Below are 14545 nucleotides of genomic sequence, written 5' to 3'. Positions count from 1 at the left end.
ATGCTTGAGCTGCTCGCCTGGGGCGACACCGGCTGGGGCGACGAGTTGGTGCGCGGCACGCTGATGACGCTGGCGGTGGCCGTGTGCTCCTTCGCGCTGGGCCAGGTGTTCGGCACGCTGGGAGCCTCGGCAAAGCTCAACGGCGGCATCGTCACGCGGGCGCTGGCCGAGATCTACACGACGGTGGTGCGCGGCGTGCCGGAACTGCTGGTGATCTACCTGCTGTTCTTCGGCACCGGCAACGCGATCATGGGTGTAGCCTCGCTGTTCGGCTACACCGGCTACATCGAGGTCAACGCCTTCACGATCGGCACGCTGTCGGTCGGCCTGATCTCGGGCGCCTATTCGACCGAGGTGATCCGGGGCGCCATCCAGGCGGTGCCGTTCGGCCAGATCGAGGCCGGACGCGCCTTGGGCATGTCCAGGGCGCGGATCCTCTTCCGCATCCTGCTGCCCCAGACGCTGCGCTACGCCCTGCCGGGTCTGGGCAACGTCTGGCAGCTCACGCTCAAGGACACGGCGCTGATCTCGGTCACGGCGCTGGCGGAGCTGATGCGCTCCGCCCAGGTCGCGGCCGGCGTCACCCGCGACCCATTCCTGTTCTACGCGGTCGCGGCGGTGCTCTATCTGGTGCTGACCTCGATCTCGACCTACGCGTTCGACCGCGCCGAACGCCACTCCAACCGCGGCGTCAGGCGGGCCTGAGATCATGAACCTGTCGATCATGTGGGACGCCGTGCCGAAGCTGCTGGCCGGCGTGCCAGTCACCCTGCAACTGGTCGGACTGGCGCTGCTGTTCGGTTTCGCGCTGGCGGCCGGTGTGGCGTGGATGCGGCTGTCGGCCAGCAAGCTCCTGTCGAGGATCGCCGCCGGCTACGTCTTCGTCTTCCGCGGCACGCCGCTGCTGGTCCAGATCTTCCTGATCTATTACGGGCTGGGCCAGTTCCAGGCGGTGCGCGCCAGCATCTTCTGGGACATCCTGCGCGAGCCGTACTGGTGCGGTGTCATCGCGCTGACGCTCAACACCGCCGCCTATACCAGCGAGATGATCCGGGGCGGCGTGCAGTCGGTGCCGCATGGCCAGATCGAGGCGGCGCGCGCCTGCGGGTTCTCGAGGCTGATGGTGTTCCGGCGCATCGTGGCGCCGATCGCGGTCCGGCAGGCCCTGCCGGCCTATGGCAACGAGATCATCCTGATGGTCAAGGCCAGCTCGCTCGCCAGCACCATCACCCTGCTGGAGATCACCGGCATCGCGCGCCGGATCATCTCGCAGAGCTTCGCCGTGTTCGAGGTCTTCATCGTGGCGGGCGCCATCTACCTGTTGATCAACTTCCTGATCACCCGCCTGATCCGCTACGCCGAGTGGCGGGTCACTCCGCACCTGCGGCGTCCCGCCTAAGGTCTTTCCCCTGGAGGAATCACTCCCGGACGGGTATCGCGTGATCGTCGTCGGCGGCGTCGGTGGCGTGGCCCGCCTTGGGCTTGGCCTTTTCGCCGGCGCTGGGCGGCGTGTCCTCGCCCAAGGCGTCGTCGATGCCCATGAAGGCTTCGAGATCGTGGTAGCTCAGCATCTGGTGCTCCCCGGCGTTCGGTGATGAGGCGTGTCATGGACCAGGGTGGCTGACGATTGTTTAAATTGTCACACCACCCGGGTCACCGCGGCGATCGGTCAGGTCCCACGTTCCTCCCGCACCGCAAACAACAACACGAAACCCAACAAGAGCAATAGCACGATGGTTGCCATTCCCGCCCGTTGACTTTGAAACGATTCGGTGGCCCACGCCAGGAGAAGGGGCCCCACGAACGAGACCGCCCGGCCGGATAACGCGTAAAGGCCGAACATCTCCGTCTCCATCCCCGAAGGCGCCAGCTTGGCCATCATGGTGCGCCCGGCCGCCTGCGCCGGTCCGACGAAGACCCCCAGCCCCAGCGCGAGGATCCAGAAGGCCTGTTGAGACTCGGCGAACAGCAGTGGGATGCCAAAGCCGATCAGCCCGACCAGACAGCCCAGGATCGTCCGCTTCGGCCCGATCCAATCGTCGATCCAGGCGAAGCCGAAGGCGCCCGCCGCCGAGGTGACGTTGAGCGCGATCGCGAACATCACGATCTGGTCGAAGCCCATTCCGAAGGTCCCGGCGGCGTAGATGCCGCCGAACGCGAACAGCGTGTTCAGCCCGTCGCGGTAGAGCGCGCTGGCGACCAGCCAGCGCGCGACATTGCCGTACCGGCGGATCTGGCGGAGCGTCTCGATCAGCGCCTTGATCCCGTCGCGCACGGCGGCGCCGATCGAAACCCCGGTGCCGGCCTGGTCCGGCGTCACCAGGAACAGCGGCAAGGAGAAGACGCCGTACCACAGCGCCACCAGCAAGGCCGTCGCCCGCACATTGGCCTGCTCCCCCGTGCCGAGCAGGCCGAACAGGGGTGTCTCGGTCTGGACCAGTCCGAACAGCGAGATCACCAGGCAGCCCAGCCCGCCGACATAGCCCAGCCCCCAGCCCCAGCCCGACACCCGGCCGGTGTGGCCGGGCGGCGCCAGCCCCGGCAACATGGCGTTGTAGAAGACGTTCGCCAGCTCGAAGGTGACATTGGTCAGCCCGACCAGCACCAGCGCCAGCATCACCGACGACGGATCCGGCTTGACGAACCACAGCAGCGCCGTGCCCGCGACGGTCAGGGCGGTGAACAGGGCCAGCCACGGCTTCCGCCGCCCGCCCCGGTCGGCGATGGCGCCCAGCACCGGGCTCAGCACGGCCACCGCCAGACCGGACAGCGCCACCGCCCGGCCCCATTGGGCGGTCCCGGCGACCTCCGAATCGGCGACCGCGCGGGTGAAGTAGACGCTGAAGATGAAGGTGCCGATGACCGTGTTGTAGGCCGACATGGCCCAGTCATAGAGGCACCAGGAGAGGATCCCCCCACGCCGTCCCGCCAAAATCCGTTCCGCCAACACCCGCTCCGATCCGCCGTTCGAAGCGCCGGAAAGGTCAGCGCTTCAGGATGGCGCCCAGGATACCCCGCGCGACCTGCCGGCCAAACTGTGTTCCGAAGCTGCGGAGCGCGCTGCTGACCATCGCCTCCGCCGGTGTCTGGCGGGGAGCGGCCGCCCTGGGCGCGCGCGGCGCCCTGGAAGCGGCCGTCTTCGCCGCCACGGGCTCCACGACCGGCCGTTCCGCCCGCTCGCGCAGGTGCTCATAGGCCGATTGCCGGTCGATCGGGTGATCGTAGCGGCCCTTGACCGGGCTCGCCCCCAGCAGGGCCGCCCGCTCCGCCGCCGTGATCGGACCCAGCCGGGAGCCGGGCGGGGCCATCATCACCCGGTCGACCACCGACGGGATACCCTTCGCCTCCAGCAGCGAAACCAGCGCCTCGCCGACAGCCAGTTCCTGGATCGCGGTCGCCGCGTTGAACTTGGGATTGGCCCGGAAGGTCTCGGCCGCCGCCTTGACCGCCCGCTGGTCCTTGGGCGTGAAGGCGCGCAGAGCGTGCTGGACGCGGTTGCCAAGCTGGCCCAGCACATCCTCCGGTATGTCCATCGGGTTCTGGCTGATGAAATAGACGCCGACGCCCTTGGACCGGATCAGCCGGACCACCTGTTCCACCTTGTCGATCAGCGCCTTGGGCGCGTCGTCGAACAGCAGGTGCGCCTCGTCGAAGAAGAAGACCAGCTTCGGCTTGGGCAGGTCGCCGGCCTCGGGCAGTTCCTCGAACAGTTCCGACAGCAGCCACAGCAGGAACGTCGCGTAGAGCCGGGGCGAGCGCATCAGCTTGTCGGCGGCCAGCAGGTTGACGATGCCGCGCCCGTCCGGCGTCACCCGCATCAGGTCGGCCAAGTCCAGGGCCGGCTCTCCGAAGAACCGCTCGGCGCCCTGTTGCTCCAGCACCAGCAACTGGCGCTGGATGGCGCCGACCGAGGCCTTGCTGACCGTGCCGTAGCGCGGCCCGAAGGTCGCCGCGTTGTCGGCGACATGACTCAGCATGGCCCGCAGGTCCTTCAGGTCGAGCAGCAGTAGCCCCTCGTCGTCGGCGACCTTGAAGGTCAGGTTCAGCACGCCTTCCTGGACGTCGTTCAACTCCAGCAGCCGGCTGAGCAGCAGCGGTCCCATCTCCGAGATCGTGGCTCGGATGGGATGCCCTTGCTCGCCGAACACGTCCCAGGCCACCGTCGGGCTGCCCTCGCGGACCGGGTTGTCCAAACCGAGCAGGGCGGCCCGCTCGGCGATCTTGGGATTGTCGCCGCCCGCTTGGGAGATGCCGGCGAGATCGCCCTTGATGTCCGCCAGGAAGACAGGGACCCCGGCCCGGGAGAACCCCTCCGCCAGCACCTGGAGCGACACCGTCTTGCCGGTGCCGGTGGCGCCCGCGATCAGCCCATGCCGGTTGGCGTATCTCAGCGCCAGGACCTGCGGCGCCTCGCCCTTCCCCACGAAGATTCCCTCGCTCGCGGTCATGCCGCCGCTCCTTCTCCTTGGATGTCCGATCGGATTAGAATGCCAGGAGAGCGGGACAGCCGCATACTCTTGTGGGACGCATATGGGAAAATCCGCACCGAAGAGCCAGCCGGGCCACTGACACCGGATGCTTCCCATACTCCCGGCATATCGAAATTGAGGGGCGCGATATCGGATCACATATTCATGTGAACGGTGAAGCTGGCCATGCTGAAAAACACGACATTCAACCTACCGGACGATCTGGTGGCGCCGGCCAAATCCTATGCCGCGACCTATGGGACACCCATGACCGCGATCGTCCGTAAGCATCTGGAGGCCCCGACCTCGGATGGCTCGCGCGCCGGTGCCGATGCCCCCTTGCTGGCTTACTCCCGCGGTCGCTTGTCCAGGAGGGAGGCGATCCGGCTCCTGGGGTTGCGTGATCACGCCGAACTGCTTGTCGCCTTGGGAGACGCCGATCTGCCAATGCCCCTATCAACGCCTCATGAGATCGAAAATCAGGCGAGCTTGTTCGCCAAACTCCGGAAACAATCTTGAAGTCGATCCCGCTCAACCTTAGGTTGGGTAAAGCGAAGCGTCACCCGACAAGCAGGCGAGTTGGTGTCGGGTGCCGCTTCGCTTTACCCGACCTACAGCCGCTATTCCGCTAGCTTGTTTCCTCATGGCGAAGTCACCGCCAGGCGGCGGCTGGTTCGGTTGACACCAAACATCCGACCCCGCCCCGCACCGAGTCGTTGACTCCCCCTCCCTCCCCGATGCTATTTTCCGCCGTCGCACGGGCGAAACGCGTCCGGTGCGCCCATATGCGTTTGTGCGTCTCCAAGTAACGAAGATAGACACGGGTTTGGCAGGGTTCGGCTTTTGACCAAGAAGAAATTGTTCATCAAGACCTGGGGCTGTCAGATGAACGTCTATGACAGCGCCCGCATGGCCGATGTCCTGGCACCCTTGGGCTATCGGCCGGTCGAGGCTCCCGAGGGAGCCGACATGGTCATCCTGAACACGTGCCACATCCGCGAGAAGGCGTCCGAGAAGGTTTTCTCCGAATTGGGGCGCCTGCGCCAGGAGAAGAACAGGCAGGCCGCCGACGAGGATGGCCGCCGCATGATCATCGCCGTCGCCGGCTGCGTCGCCCAGGCCGAGGGCGAGGAGATCATGGCCCGGGCGCCCTTCGTCGACATGGTGTTCGGCCCGCAAACCTATCACCAGCTTCCCGAGATGGTCGCGCGCGCCAGCCGCGCCGCCGGGGAACGGGTGCTGAACACCGATTTCCCGATCGAGAGCAAGTTCGACCACCTGCCCGGCGAGAGCGCCAGCGCCGGCGTTTCCACATTCCTCTCGGTCCAGGAGGGTTGCGACAAGTTCTGTACCTTCTGTGTCGTGCCCTACACCCGCGGCGCGGAGTTCTCCCGCCCGGCCGCCCAGATCATCGCCGAGGCCCGCCGCATGGTGGCGGGCGGCACGCGCGAGATCACGCTGCTTGGCCAGAACGTCAACGCATTTCATGGCGAGGGACGGGGCGGCGTGACCTGGGGTCTCGCCCGGCTGATCCGCGAACTGGCGGAGATCGACGGGCTGGAGCGCATCCGCTACACCACGTCCCACCCGCGCGACATGGACGACGACCTGATCGCCGCCCATGGCGAGGTGCCGCAGCTGATGCCCTTCGTCCACCTGCCGGTCCAGAGCGGGTCCGACCGCATCCTGGCGGCGATGAACCGCAAGCACACCGCCGATGATTACCGCCGCGTGATCGACAGGATGCGCGCGGCTCGGCACGATCTGGCGCTGTCGTCCGACTTCATCGTGGGCTTCCCCGGCGAGCGGGACGCCGACTTCGCGGAAACGCTGCGGCTGGTCACCGATATCGGCTATGCCCAGGCCTATTCGTTCAAGTACAGCGCCCGGCCGGGCACGCCGGCGGCGGGGCTCGGCGACGCCCAGGTTCCCGAGGACGTCAAGGACGACAGGCTGGCGACGCTCCAAAACCTGCTCAACGCCCAGCAGGTCTCCTTCAACGAGGCCTGCGTCGGAACCGTGTTGCCGGTGTTGCTGGACAAGACCGGCCGCAGGCCCGGCCAGCTGATGGGGCGTAGCCCTTTCATGCAATCCGTGCCGGTCATCGCACCGGGACGTTTGGCCGGAACGGTTGTTGACGTCCGCATCACGGCGGCACGCGCCAACAGCCTCGCCGGCGAGCTTGTCCTGGCCGACGGCCTGACTTCGGCGGCGCCGCCGATCGATTTCCCCACCCCCCCAGCCTGGGAGGCAACCGCTTGACGGGGTCACCCGACCGTCGCATCGACCTGACCTTCGACGACAACCGGCTCTTGCCGCTGCTCTATGGGCAGCATGACAGCCATCTCGCCCGGATCGAGACGCAGCTTGGCGTCTCGCTGATCAGCCGGGGCAACACCCTGACCGTCTCCGGACCTCCCGACGCGTCCGACACCGCCCGAGCCACGCTCGAAGCGCTGTGGGAGCGGCTGAAACGCGGCATGACCGTCGGCACGGCCGAGGTCGACGCGGCGCTGCGCATGGCGACCGGGGTCGGCGACGGCGCCGCCCGCGACCTCGCCATGCAGGCGATCGCCCGGCCCGACTTCAACGTCAAGACCAAGCGCCGCTCGATCTCGCCGCGCTCCCCGACGCAGGCCGCCTATATCCAGGCGTTGCAGGAGAACGAGCTGGTGTTCGGGCTGGGCCCCGCCGGCACCGGCAAGACCTATCTGGCGGTGGCGCAGGCCGTCGTCATGCTGACCACGGGTCAGGTCGACCGGATCGTGCTGTCGCGCCCGGCGGTCGAGGCCGGCGAGCGGCTGGGCTTCCTGCCCGGCGACATGCGCGAGAAGATCGATCCCTACCTGCGGCCGCTCTACGACGCGCTTTACGACATGCTGCCGGCGGAACAGGTGGCCCGCCGCCTGGGCAATGGCGAGATCGAGATCGCTCCGCTGGCCTTCATGCGCGGTCGGACGCTGGCCAACGCCTATGTCATCCTGGACGAGGCGCAGAACACCACGCCGATGCAGATGAAGATGTTCCTGACCCGGTTGGGCGAGAACGGCCGCATGGCGGTGACCGGCGACATCAGCCAGATCGACCTGCCCAGCGGCACCCGGTCCGGGCTGAAGGACGCGATCGAGATCCTCCAGGGGGTTCCCGGCGTCAGCTTCGTCCATTTCGGCGACGCCGATGTCGTTCGGCATCCGCTGGTCGGCCACATCGTCCGCGCCTATGACCGGCACGACGCCCAGCGCAAGGCCGGCCGCCCGCCTGAGGAGTCCAGGTCCGGCGGTTCCCGGCCCGGCGGCTTCGGGGATGACCACCGGAGATGACCGCCGCGACGCCGCGATCCCTCGACATCGCCGTCAGCCTGGAGGCCGGCGAATGGGACGACCTGTCGTCCGACGGCGCCGAAGGGGTTGAAAGACTGGTGGAAGCCGCGGCCCAGGCCGCCTTCGCCGCGGCGGAGCATCCGGCGGCGCTCCGGGACATGGCCGATGACGCGGTCGCGGAGATGAGCTTGGTATTGGCCGACGACGCCATGGTCCAAACGCTCAACCGCGATTACCGCGGCAAGGACGAGCCCACCAATGTCCTTTCGTTCGCGTCACTGGATGACATCGGGGACAGCGATGATGTCTTGGCGGCGCATCCGGGAATGCCTATACTCATCGGCGACGTGATACTCGCTTGCGAAACCGTGCGTCGCGAAGCCCGCGAACAGGGAAAGCCGGCCGAGGATCATCTGACGCACCTGGTAATTCATGGCGTGCTCCATCTTCTCGGTTATGACCACGAAACCGATCTTGACGCCGACCGCATGGAACGACTGGAAACCAGTATCCTCGCTGGCATGGGCATCGCCGATCCCTATGCCGGCTCGTCCCCCCGATCCGATTCCCCGGACCCGGATGACGGCGCGGCTGGCGCCTCCACACCCCAAACCATATGGCGATGACAGACATATCCGGCAGTAGGACGCCCCGTGAAGACGGGGCCGACGAGCATAATTCCTTCACCGGCCAATTCCGCGGCTGGCTTAGGACCATCCTGGGGGGCCGCGGCGACACGACGCTGCGCGACACCATCGAGGAACTGATCGAGGAACGACGCGAGGTCGAGGGATCGATCGCCGCCGACGAGCGGGTGCTCCTCGCGAATATCCTCAAGCTGCATGAGCGCACCGTGGTCGACACCATGGTGCCGCGCGCCGACATCGTGGCGGTCGATGTCGAGACGACGCTGCCCGAATTGATCGAGCGCATGTCGCGGGAGGCCCATTCCCGCATGCCGGTCTACCGGGAAACCTTGGACGACGTCGTCGGCATGGTCCACATCAAGGACGTGCTGGCCTGCGTCGGCAAGCAGACGCCCTTCCATCTCAAGGACATCGCCCGCGACGTGGTGATCGTGGCGCCCAGCATGCCGGTCCTCGACCTGCTGCTCCAGATGCGCCAGTCGCGCCAGCATCTGGCCCTGGTCGTCGACGAGTTCGGCGGCATCGACGGCCTCGTGACGATCGAGGATCTGGTCGAGGAGATCGTCGGCGAGATCGAGGACGAGCACGACGAACTGGAGGCGCCGATGGTCGTGGTCCGGCCCGACGGTACCCTGCTCGCCGACGCGCGGCTGCCGATCGACGATTTCCTCAGCCGCGTCGGCCCCGTGCTGGACGACGACGAGCGCGAGGATTTCGATACGCTGGGCGGTCTGGTGTTCAACCTGGCCGGTCGCGTCCCGAGCCGTGGCGAACTTCTCAAGCATCCCTCGGGCATCGAGTTCGAGGTGATCGACGCCGATCCCCGGCGCATCAAGCGCCTGCGGATCCGCAACCTGCCGGAACCCGTCACGATCCATGCCTAACCAACATCATGGCTGACGCCTCCCCGCGCCCGACAGGCGCGGGCGGCGGTTTCGCCGACGGTCACGCCGCGCGCATCGCCGCGCGGCTGATGGCCTTGACCGGATGGCGCCGCCATCTGACCGCCGCCCTGCTCGGCGGTCTGGCGACCTTCGCCCTGCCACCCGCCTATGCCGTGCCGGTGCTGCTGCTGGCCTTCCCCGGACTGCTCTGGCTGCTCGACGGCGCCGCCACCAAGCGATCGGCCTTCCTCATCGGCTGGTGGTTCGGCTTCGGGCACTTCCTGCTCGGGCTCTACTGGATCTCCTTCGCGCTGCTGACGGACATCGCCCGCTTCTGGTGGATGATGCCTTTCGCCGCGGCTGGCCTGCCGGCGCTCCTGGCGATCTTCATCGGCGCCGCGACCCTGTGTCTCCATGTCCTGGCGCGCCGCTTGGCCCTGCGCGGCCTCGCCCGCGTCCTGGCCCTCGCCATGCTGTGGACGGTGGCGGAATACCTGCGCGGCCATGTGCTGACCGGCTTTCCCTGGAACCTGATCGGCTATTCGTGGGTGGGCTTCCCGCCGGTGCTGCAGAGCGTCGCGGTGATCGGCACCTATGGCCTCGGTTTGGTCACCGTCGCTGTCGCCGGACTACCGGCCCTGCTGGGCGACCGTTCCGAGTCGCGGCGCCGCGCGATGGGATCCATCGCCGCCGGCCTCCTGCTGGTCGCCCTGATCGGCGCCGCCGGGTGGGTCAGATTGTCACAAAGCGACGGACCGACGGTTCCCGGCGTCACGCTGCGGATCGTCCAGCCCAACATCGCGCAGACCCTGAAATGGAACCCAGCCGAGCGGGCGCGCAACTTCGAACGGTTGCTGGAACTGACCGCCGAACCACCGGCGCCGGGCGCGCATTCCTCCACCCAGCTGGCCTCCACCCAAGTGACCCCCACCCATGTGATCTGGCCGGAGACGGCGGTGCCGTTCTTCCTGGAACGCGACGCCGCCGCCCGGCAGGCGATCGGTTCGGTGACCCCCTCCGGAGGGGCAGTCATCACCGGCGCGCCGCGCGTGCGGACCGAGACCGATGGGACCAACCGTTTCTGGAACAGCCTGCACGCCGTCGACGGCAGCGGGGCCCTGCTCGCCAGCTACGACAAGTTCCACCTGGTACCCTTCGGCGAGTACATGCCGCTGCGGGGCATCCTGCCCGTCGCCTCGATCGCGGCGGGCGCCACCGACTTCTCCGCCGGGCCAGGACCGGCGACGCTGGAGATCCCCGGACTTCCGCCGTTCAGTCCGCTGATCTGCTACGAGGTGATATTCCCCGCCCGGGTCAAGGACGCCAGCCGGCGGCCCGACTGGCTGCTCAACGTCACCAACGACGCCTGGTACGGCATCAGCGCCGGCCCGCACCAGCACTTCGCCATCGCCCAGGCGCGCGCCGCCGAGGAAGGACTACCTCTGGTGAGGGCGGCCAATACCGGGATATCGGGGGTGATCGATGGTTATGGCCGCCCGACCGCATATCTCGAGTTGGGTTCCCGCGGCGTTGTTGACGCCGCATTGCCGAAAGCGCTGGACAACACCCCCTATGGTCGCATGGGCGATTTGATTTTGGTGGTACTTCTTATGAGTTTCGGGGTCGGCACAACCATCGCTCGACAGACCGCTTGAATGTCGCACATATTTTCGTATGCGCGTGCACAAGAATACGGTAATACGTACTATTGAATGCATACACGTGCATGCTTAGTTAGACGACGAACATTCAACAGGGATGCGAAGCCATGCAACCACAGACACGAGGCCGGCGTGGAACCGGTGGCCGCCCCAAGACCGGCAAGCCGAATCCGATAGACGTCCACGTCGGATCACGGGTGAGACTTCGCCGCACGCTTCTCGGCATGAGCCAGGAGAAGCTGGGCGAGGCGATCGGCCTGACGTTCCAGCAGGTGCAGAAATACGAGCGTGGCGCGAACCGAATCGGTGCCAGTCGCCTGTTCGATCTCAGCCGCGTCCTGGATGTGCCCGTTTCCTTCTTCTTCGACGACATGCCGCCCGACGCCGACACCCTGCCGTCCGGCGAACCGTCCGGTGGTGGTTTCGGCGAGGAGAAGTCCAGCGCGTTCGAGCCCGATCCCATGGCCAAGCGGGAAACCTTGGAGCTGGTGCGCGCCTACTATCGGATCGCCGATCCGCAGGTCCGCAAGCGCCTGTTCGAATTGACCAAGTCGATCGCCAACGCCGCCAACGCCCCCACCACCGACGGGGACTGATCCGGTGGGCATGGGCTGAACCGCCTTCATCAGCGGTTCCAGCCGGCCCCGCTGCGGTCCGTCGGCGATATCCCCATTCGAGCCGCCAGAGGTCTCGAACGCGCTGTCATAAGATTGCTAAACAACCTCCGCAAGGTAGCCGCGCGAGGTAGTCACGCCGCGTGTTCCGGATCAAGTCGCTTGACCAGGGTTGTTCGGGTTGCGAAAAGAGTAATCTGGCCCGCCACACCTGGGAAGGGCCGATTATCTTCGTATGTCATCAATCCGCAACGCGCCGAGGCTACCCGTGGCTCAACGCAACTACGTCTTCACCAGTGAATCAGTTTCCGAGGGCCATCCCGACAAGGTCTGTGACCGCATCTCCGACGCCATCGTGGACTTGTTCCTGGGCCATGACCCTTACGCCCGCGTTGCGGTCGAGACCTTGGCCACCACCAACCAGATCGTGCTGGCGGGTGAGGTCCGGGGGCCGGAGTCGATCACTCCCGACCTGATGGAGAGCGTGGCCCGCCACGCCATCAAGGACATCGGCTACGAGCAGGAAGGCTTCCACTGGGAGAAGGCTGACGTCAAGGTCCTGGTCCACGCCCAGTCGGCCGACATCGCCGTCGGCGTCGACGCCGCCGGCAACAAGGACGAGGGCGCCGGCGACCAGGGCATCATGTTCGGCTACGCCTGCCGCGAGACCGAGGCGCTGATGCCGGCGCCGATTTTCTTCGCCCACGGCATCCTGAAGAGCCTGGCCGAGGCGCGTCATTCCGGCGCCGCCCCGCAGCTGGGCCCCGACGCCAAGAGCCAGGTCAGCCTCGCCTACGAGAATGGCAAGCCGGTGCGCGCGACCTCGGTCGTCGTCTCGACCCAGCACATCGATGGCCTGGACCAGGGCGAGATCCGCGAGATCGTCCGCCCGCACGTCCTCAACGTCCTGCCCGAGGGCTGGATGTGCGAGGATGACTTCTTCTATGTCAATCCGACCGGCCGTTTCGTCATCGGCGGCCCCGATGGCGACGCCGGCCTGACCGGCCGCAAGATCATCGTCGACACCTACGGCGGTGCCGCCCCCCATGGCGGCGGCGCCTTCTCCGGCAAGGACCCGACCAAGGTCGACCGCTCGGCCGCCTACGCCGCGCGCTACCTCGCCAAGAACGTGGTCGCCGCCGATCTGGCCACCCGCTGCACCATCCAGTTGGCTTACGCCATCGGCGTGTCGCGGCCGCTGGCGGTCTACATCGACACCCATGGCACCGGTCAGGTCGACGAGGACAAGCTGTCCAAGGTGCTTCAGGAGATGGTCGACCTGAGCCCGCGCGGCATCCGCGAGCATCTCGGCCTCAACAAGCCGATCTACGCCCGCACGGCGGCCTATGGTCACTTCGGCCGCGCGCCGGAAGCCGATGGCGGGTTCTCGTGGGAGCGCACGGATCTGGTCCCGGGTCTGCGGTCCGCCTTTGCCTGATCGTCCCCCCGGCCCGCGCGAGGACGCGCCCGCCGACCTGCGCGAGAAAGTCTACGGCCGCCGGCGCGGCCGTAGACTAAGGCTCTACAAGACCGATCTGCTTGAGACCATGCTGCCCCGGCTCTCGATCGAGACGCCGGCCAGCGGTTCCAGCCTCGATCCGCTATCGTTGTTCGATGCCGCCCTGTTCGAACGAACAGGGCCGAGCGACGTCTGGCTGGAGATCGGGTTCGGCAGCGGCGAGCATCTCGCCGGTCAGGCCGCGGCCCATCCCGACATCGCCATGATCGGGTGCGAGCCGTTCCAGAACGGCGTCGCCAACCTGCTGGAACACATCGACACCGGCGGACAACGCAACATCCGCATCCTGCCGGACGACGCCCGGCCCTTGCTGGACGCGCTGCCCGACGCTTCGATCGGCCGTTGCTTCGTGCTGTTCCCGGATCCATGGCCGAAGATCCGCCATCACAAGCGCCGCTTCATCGGACCGGAGAACCTGGCCCGCCTGTCGCGCGTGCTCAAGGATGGGGCGGAGCTGCGGATGGCGAGCGACGTGATGGGCGTCGCCATGTGGATGCTGGAGCATGCCTGGAGCCACCCGGATTTCGAGTGGATCGCCCGCGCCGCCGAGGACTGGCGTCGGCGCCCGGCCGATTGGCCGCAGTCCCGCTACGAACAGAAGGGCATCGAGGCCGGCCGCAAGCCGGTCTTCCTCCGCTTCCGGCGCAAACCTCGGAGCTGACTGCCGGGCCGGCCCCTTCCGGCCCGGCTTTCCTCACCATCCCGTTCGGGCCGCGAGTTCGGACCTTGCTGTTATTGTGGAAAATCCTTGCGGCTCGCCGCAACTTCGCTATATTCCCTTTCCGTGATCCCATACGATCCGGTGGTCCCGCCAAACGGGCAAGCGCTGGATCGCATCCGGGTGGGCCACTGGCCCACTTTTTTGTTTTTCGTCTACAGCTTTGTTGAATCGGGCCGCCAAGCCCGGTCATGTCGTCTCAAGTCAGGTGGAATGGACGCAACCGATCGGATACAACAGATCATCGCCCCGTCGGTCGAAGCCATGGGCTACGAGATCGTGCGGGTGCAGGTGTCGGGCACGCAGAAGCCGACCTTGCAGGTGATGGCCGAGCGGAAGGACGAAGCCGCCATGACCGTGGAGGACTGCGCCGACATCAGCAGGGCGGTATCCGCGCTGCTCGATGTCGAGGATCCGATCTCCTCGGCCTATGTTCTCGAAGTCAGCTCGCCGGGGATCGACCGGCCGTTGACCCGACTGAAGGACTTCGAACGGTTCGCCGGTTTCGATGCGCGGGTGGAGACACGGTATCCGCTGGATGGGCGCAAGCGCTTCCGCGGCATCTTGAAGGGCGTCGAGGATGGGGCGGTGCGGATCGATACCGACACCGGTCCGGCCTCCATCCCCTTCGACGCCGTGCAGCGTGCCAAGTTGATCCTGACCGACGCGTTGATCGCCGCCACGGCGGCTCAGCAGTAGCCGGCCTTTTCGCC

15 protein-coding genes are annotated in these 14545 nt (G+C 66.9%); 12 read left to right on the top strand and 3 right to left on the bottom strand.

Annotation, left to right across the window (positions count from 1 at the left end; all coding sequences use genetic code 11):
• Both N825_RS00135 and N825_RS00130 read left to right on the top strand, forming a co-directional pair.
• A complete protein-coding gene (locus N825_RS00135) occupies nt 1-705 on the top strand; it encodes an ABC transporter permease (RefSeq protein ID WP_037445794.1) in 705 nt (234 codons plus the stop codon).
• Between the two features lie 4 nt (nt 706-709).
• Nucleotides 710-1399: an ABC transporter permease gene (locus N825_RS00130; protein ID WP_037445793.1), complete on the top strand. Its 690-nt coding sequence runs from the start codon at nt 710-712 to the stop codon at nt 1397-1399.
• 19 nt (nt 1400-1418) lie between these two features.
• Here N825_RS00130 and N825_RS38575 read toward each other — a convergent pair whose 3' ends face one another.
• The 3 genes from N825_RS38575 to N825_RS00120 all read right to left on the bottom strand — a co-directional run bounded on the left by N825_RS38575 (nt 1419) and on the right by N825_RS00120 (nt 4448).
• Entirely contained in the window at nt 1419-1571 is a 153-nt protein-coding gene (locus N825_RS38575; RefSeq protein ID WP_157618895.1) for a hypothetical protein, read from the bottom strand.
• A gap of 98 nt (nt 1572-1669) precedes the next feature.
• Entirely contained in the window at nt 1670-2947 is a 1278-nt protein-coding gene (locus N825_RS00125) for an MFS transporter (protein WP_051511314.1), read from the bottom strand.
• Nucleotides 2948-2984: 37 nt separating this feature from the next.
• Nucleotides 2985-4448 (bottom strand): helicase HerA-like domain-containing protein, encoded by a 1464-nt coding sequence (locus N825_RS00120; RefSeq protein ID WP_037445792.1) that lies wholly within the window; start codon nt 4446-4448, stop codon nt 2985-2987.
• A gap of 207 nt (nt 4449-4655) precedes the next feature.
• On the opposite strand from N825_RS00120, the gene N825_RS00115 reads away from it, so the two are divergent.
• The 10 genes from N825_RS00115 (at nt 4656) to rimP (ending at nt 14531) form a co-directional block, all read left to right on the top strand.
• Nucleotides 4656-4988 (top strand): hypothetical protein, encoded by a 333-nt coding sequence (locus N825_RS00115; RefSeq protein WP_037446236.1) that lies wholly within the window; start codon nt 4656-4658, stop codon nt 4986-4988.
• Between the two features lie 324 nt (nt 4989-5312).
• Nucleotides 5313-6731, top strand: a complete 1419-nt coding sequence (gene miaB / locus N825_RS00110) for a tRNA (N6-isopentenyl adenosine(37)-C2)-methylthiotransferase MiaB (protein WP_281174343.1) — start codon at nt 5313-5315, stop codon at nt 6729-6731.
• Nucleotides 6728-7789: a PhoH family protein gene (locus N825_RS00105; protein ID WP_063833560.1), complete on the top strand. Its 1062-nt coding sequence runs from the start codon at nt 6728-6730 to the stop codon at nt 7787-7789. Before miaB ends, N825_RS00105 begins: the two co-directional genes overlap by 4 nt.
• Nucleotides 7786-8415 (top strand): rRNA maturation RNase YbeY, encoded by a 630-nt coding sequence (gene ybeY, locus N825_RS00100; protein WP_051511313.1) that lies wholly within the window; start codon nt 7786-7788, stop codon nt 8413-8415. The genes N825_RS00105 and ybeY overlap by 4 nt, the downstream gene beginning before the upstream one ends.
• Entirely contained in the window at nt 8412-9320 is a 909-nt protein-coding gene (locus tag N825_RS36005; protein ID WP_051511434.1) for a hemolysin family protein, read from the top strand. Before ybeY ends, N825_RS36005 begins: the two co-directional genes overlap by 4 nt.
• Nucleotides 9321-9328: 8 nt before the next feature.
• Entirely contained in the window at nt 9329-10975 is a 1647-nt protein-coding gene (lnt, locus tag N825_RS00090; protein ID WP_084164052.1) for an apolipoprotein N-acyltransferase, read from the top strand.
• 113 nt (nt 10976-11088) lie between these two features.
• Nucleotides 11089-11577, top strand: coding sequence for a helix-turn-helix domain-containing protein (locus N825_RS00085; RefSeq protein ID WP_037445791.1), 489 nt, complete (start codon nt 11089-11091; stop codon nt 11575-11577).
• A 286-nt stretch (nt 11578-11863) separates the two neighbouring features.
• Nucleotides 11864-13033 carry a methionine adenosyltransferase gene (gene metK, locus N825_RS00080; RefSeq protein WP_037445790.1) on the top strand — a complete coding sequence of 390 codons (1170 nt, stop codon included), beginning with the start codon at nt 11864-11866 and terminating at the stop codon, nt 13031-13033.
• On the top strand, nt 13026-13775 hold the full coding sequence (gene trmB / locus N825_RS00075) for a tRNA (guanosine(46)-N7)-methyltransferase TrmB (protein ID WP_245612954.1): 750 nt from the start codon (nt 13026-13028) through the stop codon (nt 13773-13775). Before metK ends, trmB begins: the two co-directional genes overlap by 8 nt.
• Before the next feature lie 270 nt (nt 13776-14045).
• Nucleotides 14046-14531: a ribosome maturation factor RimP gene (gene rimP / locus N825_RS00070; protein ID WP_037445788.1), complete on the top strand. Its 486-nt coding sequence runs from the start codon at nt 14046-14048 to the stop codon at nt 14529-14531.
• The last annotated feature ends 14 nt before the right edge of the window (nt 14532-14545 follow it).

Source organism: Skermanella stibiiresistens SB22, assembly GCF_000576635.1.
Classification (GTDB): Bacteria; Pseudomonadota; Alphaproteobacteria; order Azospirillales; family Azospirillaceae; genus Skermanella; species Skermanella stibiiresistens.
Note: the sequence above shows the minus strand (reverse complement) of the source record. Positions and strands in the feature narration are given on the sequence as shown.

Coding starts and splice junctions, on each gene's coding strand:
- N825_RS00135 (WP_037445794.1), top strand. CDS start 1: ATGCTTGAGCTGCTCGCCTGGGGCGACACCGGCTGGGGCGACGAGTTG.
- N825_RS00130 (WP_037445793.1), top strand. CDS start 710: ATGAACCTGTCGATCATGTGGGACGCCGTGCCGAAGCTGCTGGCCGGC.
- N825_RS38575 (WP_157618895.1), bottom strand. CDS start 1,571: ATGCTGAGCTACCACGATCTCGAAGCCTTCATGGGCATCGACGACGCC.
- N825_RS00120 (WP_037445792.1), bottom strand. CDS start 4,448: ATGACCGCGAGCGAGGGAATCTTCGTGGGGAAGGGCGAGGCGCCGCAG.
- N825_RS00115 (WP_037446236.1), top strand. CDS start 4,656: ATGCTGAAAAACACGACATTCAACCTACCGGACGATCTGGTGGCGCCG.
- ybeY (WP_051511313.1), top strand. CDS start 7,786: ATGACCGCCGCGACGCCGCGATCCCTCGACATCGCCGTCAGCCTGGAG.
- N825_RS36005 (WP_051511434.1), top strand. CDS start 8,412: ATGACAGACATATCCGGCAGTAGGACGCCCCGTGAAGACGGGGCCGAC.
- lnt (WP_084164052.1), top strand. CDS start 9,329: ATGGCTGACGCCTCCCCGCGCCCGACAGGCGCGGGCGGCGGTTTCGCC.
- N825_RS00085 (WP_037445791.1), top strand. CDS start 11,089: ATGCAACCACAGACACGAGGCCGGCGTGGAACCGGTGGCCGCCCCAAG.
- rimP (WP_037445788.1), top strand. CDS start 14,046: ATGGACGCAACCGATCGGATACAACAGATCATCGCCCCGTCGGTCGAA.